Origin of the sequence: Hoeflea sp. CAU 1731 (assembly GCF_039888615.1) — a bacterium.
In the GTDB taxonomy this organism is placed as follows: Bacteria; Pseudomonadota; Alphaproteobacteria; order Rhizobiales; family Rhizobiaceae; genus Flavimaribacter.
In genome coordinates this window covers 198583-222728 of record NZ_JBDQQS010000002.1, presented here as the reverse complement: position 1 = coordinate 222728, position 24146 = coordinate 198583, and the positions used below count along the sequence as shown (strand labels likewise).

General features: G+C 61.1%; 19 protein-coding genes. 8 read left to right on the top strand and 11 right to left on the bottom strand.

Features of this window, described 5'->3' with window-relative positions:
- Positions 1-131: 131 nt before the first annotated feature.
- The 3 genes from recA to AAFN47_RS05135 all read right to left on the bottom strand — a co-directional run bounded on the left by recA (position 132) and on the right by AAFN47_RS05135 (position 3455).
- Positions 132-1211, bottom strand: a complete 1080-nt coding sequence (gene recA, locus AAFN47_RS05145; protein ID WP_499808143.1) for a recombinase RecA — start codon at positions 1209-1211, stop codon at positions 132-134.
- 287 nt (positions 1212-1498) lie between these two features.
- Positions 1499-2293 carry a carbon-nitrogen hydrolase family protein gene (locus AAFN47_RS05140; protein ID WP_499808142.1) on the bottom strand — a complete coding sequence of 265 codons (795 nt, stop codon included), beginning with the start codon at positions 2291-2293 and terminating at the stop codon, positions 1499-1501.
- Between the two features lie 4 nt (positions 2294-2297).
- Positions 2298-3455, bottom strand: a complete 1158-nt coding sequence (locus AAFN47_RS05135; protein ID WP_499808141.1) for a M24 family metallopeptidase — start codon at positions 3453-3455, stop codon at positions 2298-2300.
- Between the two features lie 153 nt (positions 3456-3608).
- Between AAFN47_RS05135 and AAFN47_RS05130 the strand changes: the two genes are divergently transcribed.
- Together AAFN47_RS05130 and AAFN47_RS05125 are read left to right on the top strand one after the other, a co-directional pair.
- Complete coding sequence (locus tag AAFN47_RS05130; protein WP_499808140.1) at positions 3609-4571, top strand: carbohydrate kinase family protein; 963 nt, start codon at positions 3609-3611, stop codon at positions 4569-4571.
- Positions 4568-5485, top strand: a complete 918-nt coding sequence (locus AAFN47_RS05125; protein ID WP_499808139.1) for a pseudouridine-5'-phosphate glycosidase — start codon at positions 4568-4570, stop codon at positions 5483-5485. The genes AAFN47_RS05130 and AAFN47_RS05125 overlap by 4 nt, the downstream gene beginning before the upstream one ends.
- 55 nt (positions 5486-5540) lie before the next feature.
- On the opposite strand, the gene AAFN47_RS05120 is transcribed toward AAFN47_RS05125, so the two are convergent.
- Together AAFN47_RS05120 and cckA are read right to left on the bottom strand one after the other, a co-directional pair.
- Entirely contained in the window at positions 5541-6188 is a 648-nt protein-coding gene (locus AAFN47_RS05120; RefSeq protein ID WP_499808138.1) for a YiaD family glycine zipper/OmpA-like lipoprotein, read from the bottom strand.
- Between the two features lie 82 nt (positions 6189-6270).
- Entirely contained in the window at positions 6271-8892 is a 2622-nt protein-coding gene (gene cckA, locus AAFN47_RS05115) for a cell cycle histidine kinase CckA (RefSeq protein ID WP_499808137.1), read from the bottom strand.
- 308 nt (positions 8893-9200) lie between these two features.
- Between cckA and AAFN47_RS05110 the strand changes: the two genes are divergently transcribed.
- The gene (locus tag AAFN47_RS05110; RefSeq protein WP_499808136.1) at positions 9201-10349 is read left to right on the top strand and encodes a flagellar biosynthetic protein FliO; all 1149 of its coding nucleotides are present in this window, start codon (positions 9201-9203) and stop codon (positions 10347-10349) included.
- Between the two features lie 30 nt (positions 10350-10379).
- Here AAFN47_RS05110 and dksA read toward each other — a convergent pair whose 3' ends face one another.
- Entirely contained in the window at positions 10380-10799 is a 420-nt protein-coding gene (dksA, locus tag AAFN47_RS05105; protein WP_499808135.1) for an RNA polymerase-binding protein DksA, read from the bottom strand.
- Positions 10800-11191: 392 nt separating this feature from the next.
- On the opposite strand from dksA, the gene AAFN47_RS05100 reads away from it, so the two are divergent.
- The 4 genes from AAFN47_RS05100 (at position 11192) to AAFN47_RS05085 (ending at position 15079) form a co-directional block, all read left to right on the top strand.
- The gene (locus tag AAFN47_RS05100; RefSeq protein ID WP_499808134.1) at positions 11192-11731 is read left to right on the top strand and encodes a SixA phosphatase family protein; all 540 of its coding nucleotides are present in this window, start codon (positions 11192-11194) and stop codon (positions 11729-11731) included.
- 115 nt (positions 11732-11846) lie between these two features.
- The gene (locus AAFN47_RS05095) at positions 11847-13319 is read left to right on the top strand and encodes a YcjX family GTP-binding protein (RefSeq protein WP_499808133.1); all 1473 of its coding nucleotides are present in this window, start codon (positions 11847-11849) and stop codon (positions 13317-13319) included.
- On the top strand, positions 13316-14416 hold the full coding sequence (locus AAFN47_RS05090) for a YcjF family protein (protein WP_499808132.1): 1101 nt from the start codon (positions 13316-13318) through the stop codon (positions 14414-14416). The genes AAFN47_RS05095 and AAFN47_RS05090 overlap by 4 nt, the downstream gene beginning before the upstream one ends.
- A 129-nt stretch (positions 14417-14545) precedes the next feature.
- Entirely contained in the window at positions 14546-15079 is a 534-nt protein-coding gene (locus AAFN47_RS05085; protein ID WP_499808131.1) for a hypothetical protein, read from the top strand.
- A gap of 8 nt (positions 15080-15087) precedes the next feature.
- Here the strand turns inward: AAFN47_RS05085 and folK are convergent, their stop codons facing one another.
- The 5 genes from folK to AAFN47_RS05060 all read right to left on the bottom strand — a co-directional run bounded on the left by folK (position 15088) and on the right by AAFN47_RS05060 (position 17847).
- Complete coding sequence (gene folK / locus AAFN47_RS05080; protein WP_499808372.1) at positions 15088-15609, bottom strand: 2-amino-4-hydroxy-6-hydroxymethyldihydropteridine diphosphokinase; 522 nt, start codon at positions 15607-15609, stop codon at positions 15088-15090.
- Entirely contained in the window at positions 15605-15976 is a 372-nt protein-coding gene (gene folB / locus AAFN47_RS05075) for a dihydroneopterin aldolase (protein WP_499808130.1), read from the bottom strand. Before folB ends, folK begins: the two co-directional genes overlap by 5 nt.
- The gene (gene folP / locus AAFN47_RS05070; RefSeq protein WP_499808371.1) at positions 15973-16851 is read right to left on the bottom strand and encodes a dihydropteroate synthase; all 879 of its coding nucleotides are present in this window, start codon (positions 16849-16851) and stop codon (positions 15973-15975) included. Before folP ends, folB begins: the two co-directional genes overlap by 4 nt.
- A gap of 48 nt (positions 16852-16899) precedes the next feature.
- Positions 16900-17220, bottom strand: a complete 321-nt coding sequence (locus AAFN47_RS05065) for a 2Fe-2S iron-sulfur cluster-binding protein (protein WP_499808129.1) — start codon at positions 17218-17220, stop codon at positions 16900-16902.
- A gap of 246 nt (positions 17221-17466) precedes the next feature.
- Positions 17467-17847, bottom strand: coding sequence for an Hpt domain-containing protein (locus tag AAFN47_RS05060; RefSeq protein ID WP_499808128.1), 381 nt, complete (start codon positions 17845-17847; stop codon positions 17467-17469).
- A gap of 404 nt (positions 17848-18251) precedes the next feature.
- On the opposite strand from AAFN47_RS05060, the gene AAFN47_RS05055 reads away from it, so the two are divergent.
- Positions 18252-24125: an apolipoprotein A-IV repeat region-like domain-containing protein gene (locus tag AAFN47_RS05055; protein WP_499808127.1), complete on the top strand. Its 5874-nt coding sequence runs from the start codon at positions 18252-18254 to the stop codon at positions 24123-24125.
- Positions 24126-24146 lie beyond the last annotated feature (21 nt).

The following is a 24146-nucleotide window of genomic DNA, read 5'->3' as shown; positions in this document are numbered from 1 at the left end:
GATACACTTGACGGGCCTTGTTCGGGTGCGCGGACGCCAGCATTCACCCGCCGCAAATACGGACGAAACCGGCGGCGTCACGAGGACGCCGCCGGTTCCTGGGAACGCTGACAAATATCAGCGGGGATGGATCATGCTTCGGCCGCGTCGTCTTCCTCCGGACCCGTGTCATCGAGCATCTGCTCGGCGATAAGGCCCGCATTCTGGCGCAGGGCCAATTCGATCTCGGCCGCCATCTCGGGATTGTCCTTGAGGAACTGCTTTGCGTTCTCGCGCCCCTGCCCCAGCCGCTGGCTGTTGTAGGAGAACCATGCGCCGGACTTCTCGACGATGCCCGCCTTGACGCCGAGGTCGACAAGTTCGCCGGTCTTCGACACGCCTTCGCCGTACATGATGTCGAATTCCACCTGCTTGAAGGGCGGCGCCATCTTGTTCTTGACGACCTTGATGCGGGTCTGGTTGCCGACGACCTCGTCGCGATCCTTGACTGAGCCAATGCGGCGAATGTCGAGGCGCACGGAGGCGTAGAATTTCAACGCATTGCCGCCGGAGGTCGTCTCGGGCGAACCGAACATGACGCCGATCTTCATGCGGATCTGGTTGATGAAGATGACCATGCATTTGGAGCGCGAGATCGAGCCCGTCAGCTTGCGCAGCGCCTGGCTCATCAACCGGGCCTGCAGGCCGGGCAGCGAATCGCCCATCTCGCCCTCGATTTCGGCGCGCGGCGTGAGTGCTGCGACAGAGTCGATGACCAGCACGTCGATCGCGCCGGAACGCACGAGCGTATCGGCGATTTCCAGCGCCTGCTCGCCGGTGTCCGGCTGCGAGATCAGGAGGTTTTCAAGGTCAACGCCAAGTTTGCGCGCATAGATAGGGTCAAGCGCATGCTCGGCGTCGATGAAGCCGCAAATGCCGCCCTTCTTCTGAGCCTCGGCGACGGTATGCAGCGCCATGGTCGTCTTGCCGGAGCTTTCCGGACCGTAAATCTCGATGATGCGCCCCTTTGGCAGGCCGCCGACGCCGAGCGCTATGTCCAGCCCGAGCGAACCGGTGGAGATTGTCTCGATCTCGACGACGTTCTCGTTCGAGCCGAGCTTCATGATCGAGCCCTTGCCGAAGGCCCGCTCGATCTGCGAGAGCGCCGCATCAAGTGCCTTGCTTTTGTCCACCGAATTTTCCTCTACGAGCCGCAATGAATTCTGAGCCATTCAATCCACCTTTAGGTTATCTGGGCATGACAGGCAATGAGCGCCGCACGCGTTCATTTGTACCCTATTTGTTCCAGTTTCGCAAGAGGCGGTTAAATTATTGTAAATGTGTGATAAACGGCAGAATGTTCTATTTTTGTCCGAAAAAGAAAAGCGTGACTGACAGCCAGCGTCGCCGTAAGAACCATGACCCTCAGAGATACTGCCTGATTCGGTCTTGCGTTTGACTAATCATTTGTAGCAACGCTGCAAGAGGTCCTGATCACGTTCCCGCAATTGGAAGCAGATCACACCCCTTCCAACCGAATACGCTTGCGGTCGACGTGATAAGGCAAGCGTTTTCGGGAGGCGGCGACGCGGCCGACATGGAGTTTCGCGGCGATGACTTCTTCATCCCGTCCGGCGCGCGCGAGATCGCGGCCGTCCGGCCCGACGATGCAGCTGTGCCCGAGAAAGCGCAGGTCGCCATCTTCTCCGCAATGGTTGGCGTAGGCGATATAGACTCCGTTCTCGAGAGCTCGGGTGGGAATGAGATTGCGAGCAACGACTTCCCACTGGCTCGACAGCGCCGTCGGCACGATGACCAGATCGGCGCCGATCTCGCAGACATGGCGAAAGGTCTCGGGAAACTCCGCGTCGTAGCAGATGAGCGGGGCGATGCGAAAACCGTTCATTTCGAACAGGACGCAACCGGCGCCGGAGACGAAATGGTCTTCCTCGAAACCCGGCGGTATGACCAGTTTGCGATGCCTGCTGGCGAGCGCGCCGTCGGCGGTGAAAGTTTGTGAGGAACTGTAAAGCCCGCCCTCGGCGCGCTCCGCATAGCCATAGTGGATGGCGAGGCCAAACCGGCGCGCCGTGTCCGCAATGCGCCGGCTGGACGGCCCGTCGGCGGGCTCGCCCCTCTCCTTCAGTTTGCGCCCGACATTGTAGCCGGAAAGAAAGAGTTCGGGCAGCGCAACGATATCATAGTCGCCGGAACGATGCCGCTGGAGCGTCTGCTCCAGCCAGTTGAGCCGCTCTTCGGGCTCGCCAAGGGAACCCGGGCTCTGCATGACGGCGATGGTGAGTTCAGCGTCCATGAAGTCAGCTCTCCGACACCATCAATTCGCGGGGATAGCTTGTCAGGTAGTCGCACCCGTCTTGCGTGACCACGACGGAATCGCCGATCCGTCCCGCGCAGGACTTTTCGACTGAAATGCCGCCGTCCACTGCGAAAGTCATTCCGGGCTCGAGCACCGTCCTGTCGCCGGCTTTCAGTTCCGGCGCTTCGAGATAGGAGACGCCGATTGAACGGCCGGTGCGATAGCCGGTCTCGTAGCCCCGATCCCGATAGACTTCGTTCGCCGCAGCCGCCACATCCTCGGCGACGACTCCTGGCCGGATCGCCGCAATGGCGGCCTGCTGGGCGTCGATTGCGGCCTGTTGCACCTGCGCTTCATTGTCCGAAATCTCGCCGATATGGAACATGCGGTCGAAACCGAGCTTGTACTGGCGGAACTGCGCCATGTTACAGAAACAGAAATAAACCGGATCGCCGCGCTCGTAGCGGCGCGTACTGGCACGCCTGTGCACCATCGAGGTGTCGGCGCCGCTTTGCAGGATCTGAAGATTGTGGATCATCGGCGACACGAAGCGGTCGAGCCCCTTGTCCGTCAGAAAGCCCGCCGCTTCACGCGTTCCGGCGTCAATCACGGCGAGCGCCGACTCGAATTCCGGCACGCCTTCCGCGAGCGACCCGTGGGCGGCCTTCATCATGGCGCCAGCGACCCGGCCGGCCTGCCGCATCACCTCGATCTCGAAGGGCGACTTGATCATACGCATCCGTCCAAGATGCGGAGAAATGTCGTTCTTCGCCGCGTCGGGCCAGGCTTCATCGATATGGTTGCGCACGAGGGCGGGAATGTGATTGCGCTCGATCCATATTTCGCCTGGCGCATCGCCAACGATTTCGGAAAGCAGGCGCATCCAGCTCCGCTGACCGGAATCTTCCCAGGCGCGCACATCGTCGACCCAGGTCATAGTGGACACCATCTCGGATTCAAGCAGCGGCGCAAGGACGACCGGCTCCACATCCGGCCTTAGGACAAGCATCGTCGGCCTGCCGAATTCTATGCCGAGATACCCCCAGAAACCGGCGAGATAGGCGATCGACGCCTCATCGGTGAAGATTGCAAGCGGAATGGCGTTTTCGGCCATGAGAGACTGCAGCCTTGCAGTTCTCGCCTTTGCTTCTTCAAGCATATGCAGCTCCCTCGCCGGAGGCGGTTTTTCAAGGTCGCGTCGCTTCAGCGCCATTGTTATAGTGCTGGAAGTTTGCGAATGAGACAATCAAACTGATTCAGATCCTTAACGCTTATCGGCAAGCGACGGAATTCGACGGAAAAACCAAACCCGATGGCACGTATCTTCGTCCTTGGCGGCGCCCATCTCGACCGGCGCGCCCGCATATCCACCCGGACCATACCGGGCGCGAGCAATCCGGGACGCTGGCGCGAGGAGCCAGGCGGCGGCGGTTTCAACGCGGCGCGCAACCTGGCGCAACTTGGCAATGCAGTGACCATGGTTTCGGTCGGCGGCGGCGACGCGGCGGCGGAGGCCGTGGAGCGTCGCGCGGCGGACGCCGGCGTCGATTTTCGGCAGCAGATCTTTCTCGACCGGACGACGCCCAGCTATTCGGCCATTCTGGAACAGGACGGCAATCTGGTGATCGCCGTCGCCGATATGGAGCTCTACGACCGGTTCGGACCCCGACAGTTTTCCCGCAGACACATTCGGGAAGCAGTGGAATCATCCGAATGGATCCTGTGCGACGCGAACTTCCAGACGGCTTCGCTTGCGGCGCTCGTCTCCACTGCGGCGCGGAACGGCAAACCGGTGGCGGCGATCGCAATTTCGCCAGCCAAGGTCGTGCGCCTGGCGCCGCTTCTCGACCAACTCTCGGTGCTGTTCCTGAACGAAGCAGAAGCCCGGGAACTGTGCGGCCCCGACAGCGACGCTGACGCCTGGCCCGGCGCCCTTCGCGCCAAGGGGCTGAAATGTGCAGTCATCACGCGCGGCGCGCGACCGGTCATTGCCTTTGACGGCGAGGCTGTGTTGAGCATCGCGACGCGCGAAACCGACGGGCTCGCCGACGTCACCGGCGCCGGCGATGCGCTTGCCGCTGCGACCATCGACGGCCTCGCGCGCGGGCTCGACCTTGCCAAAGCCGTGCGCCGAGGCGTGGCTGCAGCCTGGATCACCGTGCGCTCGGCCGAAGCGGTTTCAAGCGCGCTTGACCGGCCTGCCCTCAACGCGGCGGAGGCTGAGATCGCCCCCGCAACCATCTTCAATCGACAGACAACCGGATACCCAGCGTGACCCCTGCCCCTGACATTGCCTTTTCTACTGACGTTCGCGCGGCGCTCGACGCCGGCCAACCGGTGGTGGCTCTCGAATCCACGATCATCACCCATGGCATGCCCTGGCCCCGCAACCTTGAAATGGCCAAAAGCGTGGAGGCGATCATTCGCGACGGCGGCGCCACGCCCGCGACGATCGCCGTGATCGAGGGCCGGCTGTATGTCGGCCTCGAAGACGCGGAACTGGAAAAACTTGCGCAGACGAAGGACGCGCTCAAAGTCTCGCGCGCCGATCTCGCTTTCGCCATTGCAACGGGACGCACCGGGGCGACAACTGTCGCCGCCACCATGATCGGCGCCCATCTCGCCGGGATCGGCGTGTTCGCGACCGGCGGCATCGGCGGCGTGCATCGCGGCGCGGAGACAAGCTTCGACATATCAGCCGATCTCGAGGAACTGGCGCGCACGCGGGTGACGGTCGTCTGTGCCGGGGCAAAGGCGATCCTCGACATTCCGAAGACGCTTGAAGTGCTGGAAACCAAAGGCGTGCCGGTGGTGACCTTCGGCAGCGACGCCTTTCCAGCTTTCTGGTCGCGCGATTCGGGACTTACCTCGCCCCTTCGGCTAGACACGGCCGGCGAGATCGCCGCCTTTCAGCGGGCGCGAACGCAATACGGGGTCACGGGCGGAATGCTGGTCGCCAATCCCGTGCCGGAAGCCGACGAGATTCCGCGTGAAGAAATGGAAGGTTATATCGCCGCCGCCCTGCGGATGGCGGATGAGCGCGGCGTCAGCGGCAAGGACGTGACGCCATTCCTGCTTGCCGCGATCTTCGACATTACGCAAGGCCGCAGCCTGCAGACCAACATCGCTCTCGTCGCCAGCAATGCGCGTCTGGCGGCGGAGATCGCGGTCACGTCTAGAGAGGGTTGAGAAAGCAGTCCGATCGCCCGCGCAGACAAGCGGGCGAACGGATTACCAAAGAGCCTTAGCTCAGCGGAGCGATCTGGATTTCGACGCGGCGGTTCTGCGCGCGGCCTTCGGCTGTCGCGTTGCTTGCAACCGGACGATCCTGTCCGAAGCCGGTGACATACATGCGCTGGCGGTTGACGCCCTGTCCGCCGAGATAACTTGCGACCGACTGCGCGCGGCGCTGCGAAAGCTCAAGATTGTACTGCGCCGAACCGGTTGAATCAGTAAATCCGTAAACGTCGACAAGCGTTTGATTATACTTTTTCAATACGATCGCGACGGAATTGAGCGTCGGATAGAATCCGGTGTCGATATTCGCCTGGTCCGTTGCGAAGGTGATGTTGGACGGCATGTTGAGCACGAGATTGTTGCCGACGCGGGTCACCGAAATTCCGGTGCCCTGCAGCTGCGCCCTCAGCTCGGCTTCCTGACGGTCCATATAGGCGCCGATCGCGCCGCCGGCGAGCAGGCCGATGCCTGCGCCCACCAGCGCGTTGCGGCGATCGTTGCCGCCAGCGAGAAGCCCGAGGCCAGCGCCCGCGGCCGCGCCGAGCGCCGCGCCCGTCGCCGTATTGCCGACCTTCTGTTGACCGGTGTACGGATCGGTGGTGCACGCGGTCAGAAACAGCGCGCCTGCGATCAATGCAGCCAGTTGCTTATACATTGCAATATTCCCTCTCGTGAATGTAACGCCGGAGTCGGCTTCAATACCAACATTGCGGCACGATTGTGGATGAAAACGCCGGTCAGTCGTCAAGCACCTCGCGAACCGCGGTCGCGAGCTGTTTGAGCGAGAACGGCTTCGGAAGGAAGCCGAAATTGGCGTCTTCCGGAAGGTTTTTGGCGAAGGCTTCCTCGGCGTATCCGGAAACGAAAATGAACTTGAGCTCCGGGTAATCCTTGCGCAATTCGCGCAGCAAGGTCGGTCCGTCCATTTCCGGCATGACGACGTCCGAGACCACGATGTCGATCGCGCCTTCGAGCTCGCGGACGATCTCAAGCGCCTCGACGCCCGAGCTCGCCTCGTGCACTGAGTAACCCCTTGTTTCCAGCATGCGCTTGCCGCCGCGCCGCACGGCCTCTTCGTCCTCGACAAGCAGCACGGTCGCCGCGCCGGTCAGATCCCGCGGTTCGGACGCCGCCGGTTTCTTGACAGCCTCGGCGCCGGGTTTCGTCTCGCCGGACGCAGATACGGACGCCTTTGCGCCGGATTCGACCTTCGCGGGTTCAACCTCCTCCACGATCTCGATATGGCGCGGGAGGAATATCCGGAACGTCGTGCCCTTGCCCACCTCGGAAATCGGGTAGATGTAGCCGCCCGACTGCTTGATGATCCCGTAAACCATGGACAGGCCGAGACCGGTTCCCTTGCCGATATCCTTGGTGGTGAAGAAGGGTTCGAAGATCTTTTCTATAAGTTCGGGCGCGATGCCGGTGCCTTCGTCCTGCACCTCGACCAGCACATAGTCAGCCGCTTCGAGCCCGCGATAGTTGAGCTTTCCGGCGTCTTCGCCGGTCACGTTGGCGGTTCTGACGGTCAGCACGCCGCCTTCGGGCATGGCGTCGCGGGCATTGACGGCGAGGTTGATGATCACCTGCTCGAACTGACCAAGATCGGTCTTCACGAGCCAGAGATCCCGGCCGTACTCGATCTCGAGCTTGACGTCGGCGCCGGTCAGACGGTCTATCAGCATTCTCAGGTCGCCGATAACATCGGTCATCGACAGGACTGTCGGCCGCATCGTCTGCTTGCGCGAGAAGGCGAGCAACTGGCGCACGAGAACGGCCGCGCGATTGGCGTTGCGCTTTATCTCCATCAGATCGGCGAAGCTGGTGTCGGACGGGCGCAGCGACAGAAGCAGATGGTCCGCGGACAGAAGGATCGCGGTGAGCACATTGTTGAAATCATGCGCGATGCCGCCGGCGAGCGTTCCGACGGCGTTCATCTTCTGGTTTTCGGCCATCTGGGCCTCGAGCGCCTTCTGCTCGGTGGTTTCGACGGCGTAAATAATGGCCGCTTCCTCGCCGGCGGGACTGTCGATCACGGCCGTGACGTAGAAGCGGAAATGCCTTTCGCCGTCAGCGGCGTGACCGGTGTCGACAGGCGCGATGTCAGCGAGACCGCGCGAAGCATCCGCAATCGCCATTTGCAGTCCGGCGCGATCAACATCCCGGACGACCTGCGTAAACGGCGCCTTGCGTTCAAGATCATCGCGGGAAACCGCGCCCGAGAACATTTTCAGGAAAGGCGCGTTGGTGCGCAGAATGCGGCCGTCGCTATCGACCGAGGCGATCGCCATCGGCGTGTTGTTGAAGAAGCGGGTGAAGCGCATTTCGGCCGACGCCGCGGAATCGCTGTCGCCGTCCTTGCCGCTTCGCTGCAGGACGATGGTGCGGCTTTCGCCGGGCGCGCCGTCTCGGGTCGCCGTGGCGTTGTGGACGAGACGCACGGGAAGACTGCGGCCGTCGCGCGCCAGCATGTCGAGGTCGAGGCTGGCGGTCTTGTTGAGGCCGGGGGCGGCCTGCACGGAATCGATCAGCGCCATGCCGTCGCCCGCAATAATGTCGCCGAGCCGGATGGACCCCGGCGTGAAGGATGTCAGGTCAAGCCCAATCCACTCTGCGAGCGTCGCGTTGATATAGACGATCTCCCGATCCTCGCCGACTGACAGGAAGCCGGCAGGCGCGTGGTCGAGATAGTCGATCGCGTGCTGCAGCTGCTTGAAGACATTTTCCTGCTCCTCGCGCTCGGCCGTGATGTCAGACAGCTGCCAGACGAAGAGAGGGTCGCGCACTGTTTCCATCCGCAGCGACCGCGCCTTGAGACGATACCAGCAAGGAGAGGCTTCGTCGGTCTCCACGCCGTCCAGCCGTTTGATCAGCCGGAACTCTTCCCGTCCTCCGGAGCCGTCGCGCACCTTGTTGGCGAGCCGGTAGAGCGCTTCGGAAGCCATGTTGTCACGCGACAGAAGCGCCTCGATCGACTGCACCGTTTCGGCCGTCGTCGCTCCCGTCAGCTTGGCGTAGGCCTGGTTGGCGTAGACCACCCTGCCCCGGCCGTCGGTGACGATGACGCCCTCCGGATGGCTGTCCAGGAAAAGCCGCGAGAGTTCATCGCCGCCGCCTTTCGGCAGAACCTGCAGGAAACCGATGAAATGCAAAAGCAGATAAAGGACGCCGAGCATCGACAGCACGAAGAGCAGCCCGAGGCCAAAGCTTGAGCTGAAACGCCCCTCGACCAGGATGATGGCGCCGGCCGCCGCGATGAGGGCTATGCCCAGAATGACGAGGCGGACCACCGTTCCCGGTTTTGCATTCCGGTCAATAATCGGTGTCGGATAGCTCCCCGCCGGTTTCTTTTGCGCCATTCGGCCTCGCAGAAGAAGGTGATTCCGTAAATCGTTCCCGTTTGAATCACATTCCAGCGGGCATGGGAAGGGATCGACCCCTGAAAGCCACAACAAGCTGTCATCTTGCCGGGCTGGAGGCCGTTCAACAGGTATTTACCGCGTCAAATCATGCCCTTTCAAATATTTCCGGGCGCATTTACTCCCTGCAACCCTCCTGTGATACAATGGAATTGACGGCGCAGTGTGCGGGATGTAAGCCTCGCGCTCCACGTGTCCGGAGGGTTGTGACGCGCGCGCCGCCGGCGAGTGCTCGGGAAGATTGCGGAATGAAGAGTATGATCGAATCAGTGTTCGGTGAAAGCGGCCTCACGCCGGCCGGCATCGCTATTATCGCCGCTGCAGTGGTTGTGGTTCTGTTGCTGATCTACTGGATTGTGAAGCGCCGCGGTCCGATGACCTTTCTGCGTGGCGGCTCCAGCCGCCAGCCCCGTCTCGCCGTGATCGACGCAGCGCCGGTCGACTCCCGCCGCCGTCTTGTTCTGGTGCGGCGCGACAATGTCGAGCATCTAGTGATGATTGGCGGTCCCTCCGACATCGTAGTGGAAAGCCGGATCGTCCGCGCCGACAACACGCGCATTGCGAAAAAACCGGCGCAGTCAGCCCGCGCCACGCCGGTCGAAGACCGCAAGCCAGCGCCCGTTCCCGTGCCGGCGCCGGTTCCTGCTCCGCAACCGCCAGCTCCAACGGCGGCGCCAGCGCCCGAAGCCGCGCCGGAAAAGACGACGCGCCCCGCGAACGCCGCCAACGATCAAATGCCGGCGCCGCAGCCGCCCCGTCCTGTGCAGGAGGCGAAACCCGCCGCGCCGCCGAAGGCGATTGAGCCTATTCCGGCTCCAGCACAGGAGCCTCGCCCCGCGCGCGCATCGGTTGTCACCCCGACCGCAAGAAAGCAGAGCGCGGCAAAGGCGAACGCAACGACCGACCCTGCAGGCGCGGCGAAACCGTCAAAATCACCGTCGCAGGACATCGTTCAGCCCGTTCCCGGCCCAAGTAAGCAGGATGTCGAGAAATCTGCTTCGGCCACACAGACGCCGCCCGCGCCGACTGCAGTCGTCATTCCAGTAGCCGCAGAAGCCAAGGCGGAAAAGAAAACCTCTGAAGATCAATCGAAGGATCTGAAATCGGAACCGCCCGCCGTCGAACCGGCAAACGACAAGCAGGAGGCAAGCGCCGCCAACCAGGACAAGGCCCCCGAGGCTGACGTGGAAAGTATCGACGCCGCAGGGCCGTCGAAGGCCAGGGAACTGATCGGCGAATTCGACGAAATGCTGGAATCAGAGTTGATCAAGGACGAGCCGATAACCGTCGAGCCTCCGGTCTTCGATGACGCCGGCGGCAAGAGTACGTCCAGTCCGAACGCCTCTCTTGAAGACGAAATGAAGAAACTGCTCGGCGACCTGTCCACCAAGCGTTGATCCTGAAAGACTGCCTTTCGAGGCAGCCCCCTATTCGTCCCGGTAAACCTTCTCGCGTCTCTCGTGACGCTCCTGCGCCTCGATCGAAAGCGTGGCGATCGGACGGGCGTCGAGGCGCTTCAGGCTGATCGGTTCGCCAGTTTCCTCGCAATAGCCGTAGGTGCCGTCCTCGATGCGCTGCAAGGCGGCGTCGATCTTGGAAATCAGCTTGCGCTGCCGGTCTCGAGCGCGCAACTCGATGGCGCGGTCGGTCTCGGACGAGGCGCGGTCGGCGATGTCGGGATGGTTTGCGCTGTCTTCCTGCAGGTTGCCCAGAGTTTCGCGGGCTTCCCTCAGTATATCGTTCTTCCAGGTGTTCAGTTTGGCGCGGAAGTAAGTCCGCTGCTTTTCGTTCATGAACTCCTCGTCATCCGACGGGACATATGAATCGATTTCTGCAGTATCATTCATTACGAATCCCCAACTGGTGACTTTTTGGCCCGTGTATATCCACACAGCCCTGATCAGACAAGCAGGAAAAGCAATCGGCATTCAGTTTTTCGTGAAATGGGGAAATTATATTAACTACCTGCAATCATTAATCTTTTTGTCACGAAATTATCATATTTTCAAACAGCTAACGATGTTAATGATCAAGCTTTGGCACTTCACGGCCCGCTCTCGCGCAGTTGGTTGCCTCCCACGCCGCCTCTGAACGTCGTCCTCAAGGCGTCGCGCAGGAATTGTGCAGGGCATGGACCAATTGGCGCACCGTCGGAGAACGAAGCCCGGCAATTGTTGTTTCGCGCCGGGTTTGCCAATACAGTCGCGTCTGATCCGCGAACCAGCCGTGCCGAATATCCATGAACAACGCAATCCGTTTCCCGAAGACAGTCTATCTGCTGCGCCACGCCCACGCAGCCTGGGCGCGGCCGGGACTTCGCGATTTCGACCGGCCGCTCGACCAACGCGGCGAAGCCGACGCTTCGACGATCGCTTCCGTCATTCGCGATCGGGGCATCGCGCCGGAACTGGTGCTGTGTTCCAGCGCCGTTCGCTGCAACCAGACCTGCGACATCATATCCTCCGCCCTGCCGCCGGACACCGACATTCGACTGCTGGAAAGCCTCTACAGCGACGACTACCATTACTACGTCAAGCAGATTGCAGACAGCCGGGCGCAGAGCGTCATGATCATCGGCCACAATCCGATGATCGAAGACACGGCGGTCGCCCTCGCATTCACAGCCGATGAAAAAGCGGCGCGCCGCTTGCAAAAAGGCTTCCCCACCGCCGGTCTCGCCATTTTCCAAACGAACCGGTCGGAAGCGAACGCGGAAAAAGGCGGGCATCTGAGCGAATTGCTGTCTCCGAAGAAAGCCTCGAAGCTGACGAACCACTGACGTCCGGCCAAAACGGCTAAGCCTGGGCGTAACGCTGCGCGATTTCCCGCAGGCAAAAGCTTCAATCCAATCAAGACAGTATCTATATGGGAGACAACCGAGACGGAGCCTTGCATTGGCGTCTATGCTTTCCCGCTTCACCGACGAAGCCCAGATATCCTTCGACAACATCGTCGACCGCGCCGGAACCATGATGCGTCCGACCGTGCGGCTCGGGGTGACCGGGTTGTCGCGGGCCGGCAAGACGGTGTTCATCACGGCGCTGGTGCATAACCTGCTGCATGGCGGACGCCTTCCGATGTTCAAGGCGTATAGGTCCGGCCGCATTTCCTCGGCGCGGCTCGAGCCGCAGCCCGACGACGCCGTTCCCCGTTTCCAGTACGAGGATCACGCCGAAGCGCTGATCAAGGAGCGGATCTGGCCGCAATCAACCCGCGCAATTTCCGAAATGCGGCTGACCATCAATTATGAATCCGCCAGCGGCTGGAACCGCCTTTTCTCCGCAGGCAAGCTGTCTGTCGACATTGTCGACTATCCCGGCGAGTGGTTGCTGGACCTGCCGTTGCTCGAGCAGGACTATCGGACCTTCAGCGAGAACGCAGTCAGGCTCGCCGCGTCTCCGGCGCGCGCAGACCTTGCCGAAGCGTGGATTTCCAGATCCCGCGCAATCGACGTGAAACAGGCGGCCGACGAGACCCTGGCGCGTGAACTGTCCGAGCTGTTTGCGCAATACCTCAAGGCCTGCAAGAGCGACGAACGCGCGCTCTCCACGCTTCCGCCGGGACGTCTCCTCATGCCGGGCGATCTCGAAGGTTCGCCGGCGCTGACCTTCGCACCCCTGCCCGATCTGCCCGTCGGCAGCGCGCCTGCAGGCAGTCTGTGGCACATGATGGAACACCGCTACGAAGCCTACAAGCGGATCGTGGTGCGGCCATTCTTCCGGGATCACTTCGCCCGGCTCGACCGCCAGATCCTGCTGATCGACGCATTGCAGGCGATGAACGCAGGGCCGGAGGCGGTGCAGGATCTCGAACGCGCGCTGACCGACATCCTCGCCTGTTTTCGCCACGGCTCGTCGAACATCCTGACGTCGCTCTTCACCCGCCGCATCGACCGCCTTCTGGTCGGCGCGACCAAGGCCGACCACCTCCATCACGAAAGCCATGACCGTCTGCAAAACATCGCCGGACGACTGGTCGATCGGGCGCTCGCGCGGACGCAAGGCGCGCGAGTGACGACAGAAGTCCTGGCGCTGGCAGCCGTCAGGGCGACGCGCGAAGCAAACGTCAAAGAGGCCGGCGAAGACCTGCCGCTGATCGTAGGCACGCCTCTGGCAGGAGAAAAGATCGCCAGCGAAACCTTCGACGGGAACACCAAAACAGGCATATTTCCCGGGGATTTGCCGGAAGATCCGGAATCATTCTTTCAAGCGCTTGAATCAAAAGATGACTCGGAAAGGCCTCATATCAATTTCGTGCGTTTCCGGCCGCCGAAGCTGGAAACCACGGCGGAAGGCCTCACACTGTCCCTGCCCCATATTCGCCTCGACAGGGCGCTTGAATTCCTACTTGGAGACCTACTCGCATGACCAGGGAACCCGCACGAAAGCCTGCGGCTTACCGGCTCGCTGACGACGAACCGGCGGAGGCGAAGACGACGGCAATGACAAAGGAACGGAAACGCCCGCCTTCATCCCATAAGGTCGCGATTGTCAGCGAGGCGGAAGACCAGTTTCTGAATGAAGATCCGGAGCCTATCGACGCCGACGCCGTAGACAGTCTGACGCCTGAACCGGCAAAGACGCCTGAACGCCGCTGGTCTTTCCGCAAAATCGCGCTATCGGCTTTCGGACTGCTATTTTCCCTGGCCCTGGCGCTGTGGATCGACAATCTGATCCGCGCGCTCTTCGAACGCGCCGAATGGCTCGGATGGGTCGCGACAGGCCTCACGGCGATCGGCCTGTTTTCTCTTGCAATCATAGCGCTCAGGGAAGCGCTGGCGATCGCCAGGCTCAATTCGGTGCACCGATTGCGTCAGGAGGCGGAAGCCGCGCGCGACGACCCGCGTCACTCCAAGGCCCGCGCCGTTCTCAAAGGATTGATCAATACGTTCGACAAACGGCCGGAAACCGCCCGCAGCCGGGAACGTCTGAAGGAGCTTGATGACGATATCATCGACGCGCCGCATCTGATGGAGCTCGCCGAGAGCGAACTTCTTGGGCCGATCGACAGAGAGGCGCGCGCCATGATCCTCGCCGCGTCCAAGCGCGTGTCGATCGTAACCGCCATCAGCCCGCGCGCGCTTGTCGACGTCGGCTACGTCCTGTTTGAATCCATTCGACTGATCCGCACGCTCGCTTATCTCTACGGCGCACGCCCCGGCACTCTTGGACTGTTGCGGTTGTCGCGCGACGTTGTGGGACACCTGGCTGTCACCGGATCGATCGCGGTCGGCGACAGCCTTGTTCAACAGGTGGTGGGCCATGGCGTGGCGTCGCGGCTATCGGCGCGTCTGGGCGAAGGCGTGATCAATGGTCTGCTGACAGCCCGGATCGGCATTGCGGCCATGGATCTGTGCCGCCCCATGCGCTTTCATGCGGTCAAGCGGCCAGGCATCGGCGACTTTCTCGCCGATCTGACCCGTCAGGCTGCTGGAAGCCGTTCATCAACCGACAAGCAGAGCTGAAAACGGCGAATATTTCCAAGCGTCCGGTTTTTCTGCTACCATCAAAGGCGTCAATCAACGCGTCATTAACCATTCCGGACGATTGTATGCTCTGGTTGACGAGTCTGGATCCTCCCGGGGGCAAGGAAAATGTTTTGTAGAAGTGTCATCGCTGCCGGCGCCTTCGCCATCGGATTGACGGGCTCCACCGTCGCCATGGCAAGCGACAGCGCCTTCTTTCAGTCCGTTGCCGGAAAATGGCGCGGCCCGGGTGAAATCGTCGCCGGCAAATACAAGGGCACCAAATTCGTCTGCGACTTTGAAGGCGGCCCTTCGGAGACCGCAAAGGTTGGCCTACTGCTCGACGGCAAGTGCAGGGTCGGCATGTTCACACAGAAAATGTCCGCCTCCATCAACAGCGACCGCGGCAGATATTCCGGCTCTTTCATGGATGGCGGCGACGGAAAGGGACTGGACATCGTTTCGGGCAAGATTTCCGGCAACAAGATTGTCGTCGGCCTCAATCGCGCCAAGCTGGACGGCGCAATGGTTGCCCATCTAACCGACCAGAACCAGATGAACGTCACCGTCTCCGTCGAGGTGCAGGGAACGCTTGTGCCGGTGATCGGCATCACGTTGACTCGCAACAGCAAGGTCGGTTCACTGAGAATGGATCGGCGTTAGCCGAGAGACTAAGAACCCCGCCACCAGTCTCCGTTTTCACTGGCGACCTCAATTCCCTCCTTGTCGCATTTCTGCGACCAGTCTGACACCGTTCTCCCCCTTACCTGGACGTCACCCGCAATTTCAGAAAGCGGAAGCAGGACAAAGCCGCGATCTTGCATGCGCGGATGCGGTATTGTCAGCCGTTCGTTCTCCAGTGACAGATCGTCGAAGGTGAGGATATCGATGTCGATGGTCCGCGGTCCCCAGCGAACGATCCGCTGACGTTTGAGCGCCTGTTCGATGTCCTTGCACTTTTCCAGCAACTGCAACGGCTCGATTGTCGTGCGAACAACAGCACAGCTATTCAGGAACCAGTCTTGCGCCACCGGACCCCAGGGCGGAGTCCGGTACAGGCGGGAAACCGCTTCGACCTCGATCGATGGATCAGCGTCGAGGGTCTTCAGGGCTTCTGCCATCGACCGGCGGGGGTCGCCGACATTTCCGCCGAGCCCCAGTGTTGCGCGGGAACCGGACCGGTCACCGTCAATCGGCGGCATGATCGACCATCACCTCGGCGTAATCCAGCACGCCTTCTATGGGCACGCTCGGTTTTCTCACCGTGATACGGGCGTGACGCACGGCTGCGAATTCCTCGCACAACACTGAACCGATGCGCCAGGCCAGCGCCTCGATCAGACGGAAACGCTCGCTTGTCACGATCCGCGTCACCGAAGCGTAGACGGCGCCGTAGTCGACGACATCCGATTCATCATCCACCGTAAGGGCCGTGCTTGCTTCCACATTCAGAACAATGTCGACGAAAAAACGCTGCCCCAGATTTTCTTCGCTTTCAAACAGCCCGTGACGGGCAAAGAACGCGCAGTTTTTAAGAGTAATCGTATAAAGCATAGTCAATCATCCAAATTGGAAGCCGCGAGCACGGCGTCGGCGACGCGCAGTGCGTCGCGGCTAGCGGCGACGTCATGGACACGGAATATGGCGGCTCCCTGCATCCGCAGCAGCGCGGTGGTCGCCGCCGTTGCGATATCGCGATCCGCAGCGATTTCCCGGCCGGTGACAGCCCCGAGAAATCTTTTTCGGGAGGCGCCGACCAGCAGCGGAAAACCGATATCATGCAACTCGGAAAAACGCGCGATCAATTGCATGTTCTCGTCCGGGTTCTTTGCGAAGCCGAACCCTGGATCAAGCACAATAGCCGTATCGTCGATACCCGCGTCCCGCGCGACTTCTAGTGATCGACGCAGAAACCAGGTCTGGTCGTCAATGATGTCTTCAAGCTTCTCGCGCTCGCGCCCGGTATGCATAATACAGACGCCGGCGCCGGTGTCGGCGGCGACGCTTGCGATTCCCCGGTCTTTCTGAAGACCCCAGACGTCGTTGATGATATGGGCGCCGCTTTCGACGGCAAGGCGGGCGGTTTGGGCGCGATAGGTGTCCACCGATATGATCGCCTCGCCTTCAGCCGCGATCGCCTCGATGACCGGCAATACGCGGGCCTGCTCCGTGCCCGCATCGACCGCTTCGCCTCCGGGGCGCGTGGATTCACCACCGACGTCTATGATCGTCGCGCCCAGCGCCAAAGCTTTTCTCGCCGCGTCAACCGCTCCCGCGACGTTGTTGAAACGACCTCCGTCAGAAAAGGAATCCGGCGTTACATTGATGATCGCCATCGGCAGACCGCGGGGCCCGACCGTCAGGGTACGGCCATGCGCAAGCCGCCAGATGCGCGGTCGAAACGCGGTCGCCAGTGCTTCGCGCAGGGTTGTCATGGTCACGCCGGTCGCCTCGTCAGTAACGGAGCCGGTAGCGGAAGTGGATCAGGCCTGTCGCTCCGGGACATGCAAGACAAGACCGTCAAGTTCCGTCGACACCTTGATCTGACATGAAAGCCGGGAACTGGGCTTCATGTCGTAAGCGAAATCCAGCATGTCCTCTTCCATGACGTCGGGACCACCGACCTTTTCCGACCATTCGTCATCCACATAGACGTGACAGGTCGCACAGGCGCAGGCGCCGCCACATTCCGCCTCGATGCCGGGAATACCGTTGCGCACTGCGTTTTCCATGACCGATGTCCCGTCTTCGGCGTCAACATCGTAACGCACGCCATCGAAGGATACGAATGTCAGTTTCGTCATAAATTGATAGGCTCCATGCTCCTGTTAAAGAGCGAAGTGAAATAGACGGTCGGGAAAGTCAAGCATTGTTGCGGGAAACGCGGGTTCCATGGCCCAAAGCAGCATGGTTTTAGCCCGCTCCAGGTCAGGCGGGAATTTCGACGACCAGCCCGCTTATTGGCGGACAAACGCCTGCCGATTATTCCGCAGCTTCTGCAGCGCGGATCATGCACGCAGCCTTGGCGACGCTGCGCAAGGACGATCGCTTCAGCGGGACAGACCCGATATGAAGTTTTCGACGTCGATGACGGCGTCTGTGAGCGCTTCGCGCAAGCCGCCATCGTTTGGATTGTGCTCCAGGCTCTCGGCAACTTTCGACACGCCGAAAGCCCCGACGCTTGTCGCCGAGCATTTGAGCGTATGGACGACCTTGACCCTGTCGGCTTTCCTGATCTTGATCGCCGAGCCGCACAACTGGTTGACGCACAAACGCGCCTGGCGGGCAAAGAGGCCGAGCATATGCGCCTCCATGTCCTTGTCGCCCATCGTGTGACGCGCCAGATGCACGAGATCGATGGGGCGGCCGCTAGATGGACAGACCCGGTGAAGCAGTTCCGGCGGTTCTTCCGGACGATGACGAGTTGCCATGAATTTGGTCCTTTCCCGTTCCCACCTGACCAGTGGAGCGCACAAGTCTCGGTAAGGCCTTAAATGTGCCGGGAATTCGGTAAAAAACTGTAAACATGGTTAATCGTTGGTAAAGGCCGGAAATGGCGCAAATTTTTTTAATCATTGCGAAAGCCTGAAATGAATCATCACGCGACATCGTTCCTTATTCACCTTATAGAATTTGTCAGTGGCAAATATCTGTGTCACAAAGAAAAAACGGGGTAGCGCCGGCAGCCGTTATGGGACGGTCAGCCGGGTTTTAGACAGACTGAACATAGACATAGTATTGTCATATGTGCACACCCGATTAAGCGACGGCAAAGGACATTGCGCCCTGTTCCGTCGCAAGCCATGGCGGTAGGTTTAGAGTACGAGGCATTGGGATGGTAAAGCAGAACGCTCGGAAGTCGGTCGATGAAAACGCGCTGAAAGCGCTTGAAGACGCACTGCGCGACGTCGACATTGACGAAGGTAATACGGCGAACGCCGACAGTGACGCAGACGTAGAACTGTCGATGGAAGACCTGGAAGCCCAGGTCGCCTCGGCGGCGGCCGAGCTGGCCGAAGCCGGCAATGAACCGGATGAAGCTGGCGCCTCGAAAAAATCGACGCCCGCCAAGCGTCCGGCTCGCCCGGTTGCGCGCCGCGAGCGCGAACGCCCACCCGCTACCCGCTCCCAGCAAGACCGTCCGGAGTCACGCCGCGTCCAGCGGGCGACGCCGCAGGACGTCGCCAATTCCGCACCGGACACGAAACGCGCCTCCGGCCAGCAAAACCAGAGAACACAGGCCGGTTCGGGGCGCAAATCCGGCCCGGCTTTTGCACCGGCCAATGACGACAGCCGCCGTTCAACAGCCTACATTTTGAAGTCCCTGGACAGCAATTCGGGTCGTTCAACGCGCATCACCGCCTATGTCGCGGCCGGCATCTGGCTTGTCGCAGGCTTCATTTTGACAGGAATGGTATACGGATCGCGCATCTGGAGTTTCTCCACCTTCGCCAATCTGTCCGCCAATCCGGACATCCTCGGCGCAATCGCCACGATCGTGCTGCCGGCGATGATGATCGTCGGTTTTGGTATGATGATCGCGCGCGCACAGGAAATGCGTTCCGTTGCGCGTTCGATGACCGAACTGGCGTTGCGTCTCTCCGAACCGGAAAACATCGCGGCCGACAACATCACCAGCGTCGGCCAGGCGATCCGCCGCGAAGTATCGGCAATGAATGACGGCATCGAGCGGACCATCGCACGCGCCTCCGAACTGGAAACGCTGGTCCATTCCGAAATCAGCGCGCTCGAACAGAGCTATTCGGACAACGAGGTGCGGATCCGCAACCTCGTCGAAGGTCTCGGCAATGAGCGTGAAGCCATCATCGCGCACTCCGAGCGGGTGCGCGCGCGTATCGTCAAGGCGCACGAGCAGTTGCGCGAGGAATTGCATTCGGCGGGCGACGACATCTCGAACAAGATCTCGACGTCCGGCAAGGCCGCCGCCGCGCTTGTCGATACGAGAACGACCCAACTCTCGACACAGGCGGAGGAAGTCTCCGAGTCGGTAGCAGAACTTCTGCAGAAGCGCCTCGAGGCGCTGATGCTTGCGTTCGGCAATTCCGGACGCACGCTGGCCGAGGAGTTCGACAGCCGCCTTGAAGTCCTTCATGGATCGATTTCGGAATACGGTCAGCAGCTTCTGAGCGAGTTCGAAACCCGCGCTTCCTCGATCGACAACAATACGAAGAAGCTCAACACGATCCTGAATGAGCGCGCGCGTCAGCTCAACGAAACCCTGCTTGCCCGCACTCGCGACATCACCGAAAGCGTAAGCACCGGCGAGAAGGCCTTCTCCGCAGGTCTCGGCGGCGTTATCGACACGCTGAACCAGCGTCTCGACGAAAAGGCCGTGAATTTCAGGCAGAGCCTGCAGCAGCACACCGAAGACGCGATGAACGACCTGGACACCCGGTCCAGCTTCTTCGAAGACCGTCTGCAGGGAACCATTTCGCAGCTCAACTCCGCGTTCGACGATCGGGTCAAGCAGTTCACTACCGCTTTCGACCAGCGCAGCGGAACTCTTGCCGACAAGCTGGGTGAAAGCCTTGTTGCGATCAACGATACGCTGTCGCACACCAGCGGCTCCATCGACTCGATCCTGAGCACAAACGCCCAGCAAATCGCCGAGTCCATGGACCAGCGCACGCGCCATCTCGAGGATTCGCTCAGCGAGAGAACCAGCCAGATCGACGAATATCTCGACAGGCATACGCGCCAGATCGACGGATCTCTGGACCAGCGCGCGCGTCAACTCGACGAGTCGCTTACCCAGCGTTCGCAGGAGCTCGAGCACAATCTGTCCCGGAGCAGCGAGGATATCACCAGCAAGATCGAGGAAAAGGTCGGCGCGGTCGAACGCGCTCTGTCCGACACCTCCGAGCGCGTGGACATCCTGCTCAAGGACGGCGCAGCGACCATTTCCGGCGCCGTCAGCGGCCAGACGGAAGCGCTCGCCTCCAAGCTGGAAGAAAGCGCCGACAATTTCGCAAGCCTCATCGGCCGCGGCGTGTCGGATCTGAACGAAGCCTCCACCAGCGGCAACCGCGAACTTGAATCGACGCTTTCGGCAAACGCTGAACGGCTGGAGGGCCTCATCAGCTTCGGAACGGCCGCAATCAACAACGCCACCACCGAGAGTTCCCAAAAGCTGGAAACAACGCTCAGCGGCAACGCCGAGCGTCTCAAGAACCTGATCGACAACGGCACGATCTCGCTTGGACAGGTCGTGGAACAGGGAACCAGCAGCTTCAGCGAAAGCATCGGGGCATCCACTGACAGGCTTGAAAGTCTGATAAACACCGGCGCATCAACGCTGAACCGCGCCGTTGAGCAGGGAACAAGCAGCTTCAGCGAGAGCATCAGCGCCTCTACCGACAGGCTCGAGGGGCTGATCGACAACGGGGCCTCCACGCTGAACCAGGCGGCCGAAAAGGGCGCAGGCGCGATCGAAAGCACCTTCGGTTCTTCGACAGAACGCCTCGAAGACCTGATCAGCACCGGCACATCGTCGATCCAGCACACCACAGAACAGAGCGTGGGTGCGATCGAACAGACCCTCGGCGCATCCTCGGATCGCCTGGAAAACCTTATCGCTTCGGGAACCTCTTCCATCAGCCTTACCGCCCAGCAGAGCGCTTCGGAACTGGAACAGACTTTGAGTTCCTCGTCCGCGCGCCTGGAAGAACTGATCACATCCGGATCCGCTTCAATCAACGAAGCCGCGGAACAGAGCAGCGGCGCTCTCGAGCGGACGCTGAGCTCGTCGGCAGACCGGCTCGAAAACCTGATCAACACCGGTACGTCCGGCCTCAATCAGGCGGCGGAACAGGGAGCCAACGCGCTCGAGCGCACGATGGGCGCATCCGCCGACCGCCTGGAAGGTCTCATCACCTCGGGCACGTCCGCCATCAACGAGGCGGCGAAATCCAGCTCCAGCGATCTGGAAACCACTCTCAGCTCCAATACGGAGCGCATGGCCGCCCTGATCCGCGAAGGCGAAGCCATCATCACCAACGCCTCCACGGAAGGCACCCAGTCCATCGCCAATACGCTGGGCTCGAACACCGACCGTCTGGAAACCCTGTTGCGCGACGGCGCATCGGCTGTCGAAAGGGCTGTCACCGACAATACGCATGCGCTGGCAGTCACCCTCGGCTCCAACGCCGAGCGTATCGACGGCATCATGCGCGATCATTCGGAAACAATTTCGAATTCCGTAGTCGGCAATACGGAACAACTGGCAAACACGCTGGAAACCAACGCCGCACGCATCGATGCGCTTCTGAGCGGCGGCTCGGGAGCCATCTACGATACGCTTTCCAAGGAAACGGAAGAACTTTCAGGTCGTATCAACGACGGCGTCAAGGCGCTCGACACCGTGTTCGAGTCGAATATCGGCCGGATGAACCAATCCGTCGAAGAGCAGATGTCGAATATGGAGCAACGTCTGGGCACAATGGACAGCGCGCTCAGCACCGGCATGCAGAACGTCAATTCGATGATAGAGGAACAGGCGCGCAATCTCGCAACGACACTGCGCGACACGGTTTCCGAAACTGTCAACCAGTTCGATACCGAGGCGTTGCGCTCCGCGCAGTCGCTGCAGGGTCTCGGCGAACAGTTCGCAAGCCAGCTCAGCGCCGCAGCCGCCAGCTACTCCGACGCCATCGACAGTCGTCTGTCGGAACGTTCGGAATCCTGGACCAACCAGCTTGCCGACCTTTCCACCCGGCTGGTCGACAGCGAGAACAGTTTCCTGGGCGCTGCGGAGTCGATCACCAGCGCTGCCATGAACGCCGAAGAAAAGATCGGCCAGCAGGCAACGAACTTCGCTGCGCAGCTTGAGAACAGCGAACAGGCGATCGCCGCGCGCAACGAGTCGATCAAGTCGGTTCTCGACGAGCAGACCCGCGAACTCAACTCGATGCTCGCCGGCCGCTCCACGGAGCTGTCTAACCTCATCGAGCAGAAGGCTCGCCCGCTGATCGATCGCTATCTCGAAAGCGGCAAGGAAATCGCAGCCGAGATCGAGCAGATCACTCTGTCGAGCACCGATCAGCTGCAGGCGCAGAGTTCTGCTCTGGTCAGCGCCCTCTCCTCCCGCACGGGCGAAACGCTGGCTGCTATCGAACGCGCCGGCGCAAGCCTCAGGTCGGACGTCGTCAGCCTTATCGAGCAACTGGGAGAGAGCAACACGTCGATCTCCCATCTTATCGAGAACGCCGCAACGACGCTTTCCAGCGTCGACACCAGGTTGGTGGAAACCACGGAGAAGTTCAACTCTTCGGCCACCAACTCGGCGGAAACGATCTCGAATTCGGCGCAACTGCTTGAAAGCAACCTTGCCAAGCTCGACGGCATCTCGGGATCGACGCTCGGCCGGATCGGCGAGATCGCCGAAAGCTTCTCCGATCATTCGAAGGTGCTTTCCACCGCCTCCGACCTGCTGGGCGCTGCGCAGTCGAGCCTCGCCAATACGCTCGACGAACGCCGCGAGGCGCTCGACAACCTGTCGAAGGGTCTGGTCGAGCGCTCCGAGGAAATCGGCGTGACCATGCGTTCGCTGGAAGGCATAGTTCAGGATGCGTTCGGCAAGGCCTCCGAAAAGGCCGACAGCACGGCCAAGCAGCTTTCCGGCAGCCTGTCTTCCTCCATGAAGGAATTGAGCGAACTGCTTTCCGAAACCGAAACGCGCTCGACGAACGCGTCGCAGAACATGAAGCAGGCGATCAAGGAAGCCGTCGAAGAAGCTGTGTCGCGCTTCAACGGAGCAACGGAAGAAATCCGTCGCGCCGCCGGCGAGATCCGCGAGGAGCTGAACACCACCCGCTCGGAAATCAAGCGCGGCGTGTTCGACCTGCCTGAGGAAACCCGCGAAAGCACCGCAGCGATGCGTCAGGCGGTCGCCGACCAGATCAAGGCTCTCAAGGACCTTGCGAACATCGTCGACCAGTCATCCGGCCTGTTCGAGCATTCCGGTCCGGGAGCGCGTCCCGTCGCAGCAGCTGCGGCAGTTGTCGCCGAACCTGTGCAGGCGCAGGCCGCCCCTGCCCCGCAGCCGGCTGCAGCCGCGCAGGGCACAGGAACGACCGGCGCCGCGACCGCTCGACTTGTCGAGCCGGCCAAGCGCCCGACGCCAAACACCACATCGAGCCTGCGCGGCGGCCTCGGCGTGATGGACAGCGGCGGCGCCAAACCGAAGGCGGACGCCGGCAATGCATCGCGCAAGTCTTTCGGTGAAGGCTGGGTCAAGGACCTGCTGCGCGGCGCATCACGCGAGGAAGGCGACACCGGCGGCGAACAGCGCGCGTCCAACTCCAATGCGCAGTCCGCCAACAGCAGCCGTTCCCGCAACCCGCGCCAAGTGGTCGAGTCCCTGAACTCGCTGTCGGTCGACATCGCCCGCGCCATCGACCACGACGCATCCGTGGAGCTGTGGCGCCGTTACCAGGCCGGCGAAAGGGACATCTTCACCCGCCGCCTGTACACGCTGAAGGGCCAGAAGACCTTCGAGGAGATCAAGAAGAAATACGGCCAGGAACCGGAGTTCCGCAGCGCCGTGGATCACTACATCTCCGACTTCGAGAAACTGCTGGCCGATGTCTCCGCAAACAATCGGGACAAGTCCGTGGCCCAGACCTATCTGACGTCGGATACGGGCAAGGTCTACACAATGCTCGCCCATGCCAGCGGCAGGCTGAAATAGACGAACGGTCGAATACGCACA

What these genes read in the sequence shown, in the direction of transcription:
- recA (WP_499808143.1), bottom strand. Translation starts at nt 1,211, where the DNA reads ATGGCTCAGAATTCATTGCGGCTCGTAGAGGAAAATTCGGTGGACAAA.
- AAFN47_RS05140 (WP_499808142.1), bottom strand. Translation starts at nt 2,293, where the DNA reads ATGGACGCTGAACTCACCATCGCCGTCATGCAGAGCCCGGGTTCCCTT.
- AAFN47_RS05135 (WP_499808141.1), bottom strand. Translation starts at nt 3,455, where the DNA reads ATGCTTGAAGAAGCAAAGGCGAGAACTGCAAGGCTGCAGTCTCTCATG.
- AAFN47_RS05130 (WP_499808140.1), top strand. Translation starts at nt 3,609, where the DNA reads ATGGCACGTATCTTCGTCCTTGGCGGCGCCCATCTCGACCGGCGCGCC.
- AAFN47_RS05120 (WP_499808138.1), bottom strand. Translation starts at nt 6,188, where the DNA reads ATGTATAAGCAACTGGCTGCATTGATCGCAGGCGCGCTGTTTCTGACC.
- cckA (WP_499808137.1), bottom strand. Translation starts at nt 8,892, where the DNA reads ATGGCGCAAAAGAAACCGGCGGGGAGCTATCCGACACCGATTATTGAC.
- AAFN47_RS05110 (WP_499808136.1), top strand. Translation starts at nt 9,201, where the DNA reads ATGAAGAGTATGATCGAATCAGTGTTCGGTGAAAGCGGCCTCACGCCG.
- dksA (WP_499808135.1), bottom strand. Translation starts at nt 10,799, where the DNA reads ATGAATGATACTGCAGAAATCGATTCATATGTCCCGTCGGATGACGAG.
- AAFN47_RS05100 (WP_499808134.1), top strand. Translation starts at nt 11,192, where the DNA reads ATGAACAACGCAATCCGTTTCCCGAAGACAGTCTATCTGCTGCGCCAC.
- AAFN47_RS05090 (WP_499808132.1), top strand. Translation starts at nt 13,316, where the DNA reads ATGACCAGGGAACCCGCACGAAAGCCTGCGGCTTACCGGCTCGCTGAC.
- AAFN47_RS05085 (WP_499808131.1), top strand. Translation starts at nt 14,546, where the DNA reads ATGTTTTGTAGAAGTGTCATCGCTGCCGGCGCCTTCGCCATCGGATTG.
- folP (WP_499808371.1), bottom strand. Translation starts at nt 16,851, where the DNA reads ATGACAACCCTGCGCGAAGCACTGGCGACCGCGTTTCGACCGCGCATC.
- AAFN47_RS05065 (WP_499808129.1), bottom strand. Translation starts at nt 17,220, where the DNA reads ATGACGAAACTGACATTCGTATCCTTCGATGGCGTGCGTTACGATGTT.
- AAFN47_RS05060 (WP_499808128.1), bottom strand. Translation starts at nt 17,847, where the DNA reads ATGGCAACTCGTCATCGTCCGGAAGAACCGCCGGAACTGCTTCACCGG.
- AAFN47_RS05055 (WP_499808127.1), top strand. Translation starts at nt 18,252, where the DNA reads ATGGTAAAGCAGAACGCTCGGAAGTCGGTCGATGAAAACGCGCTGAAA.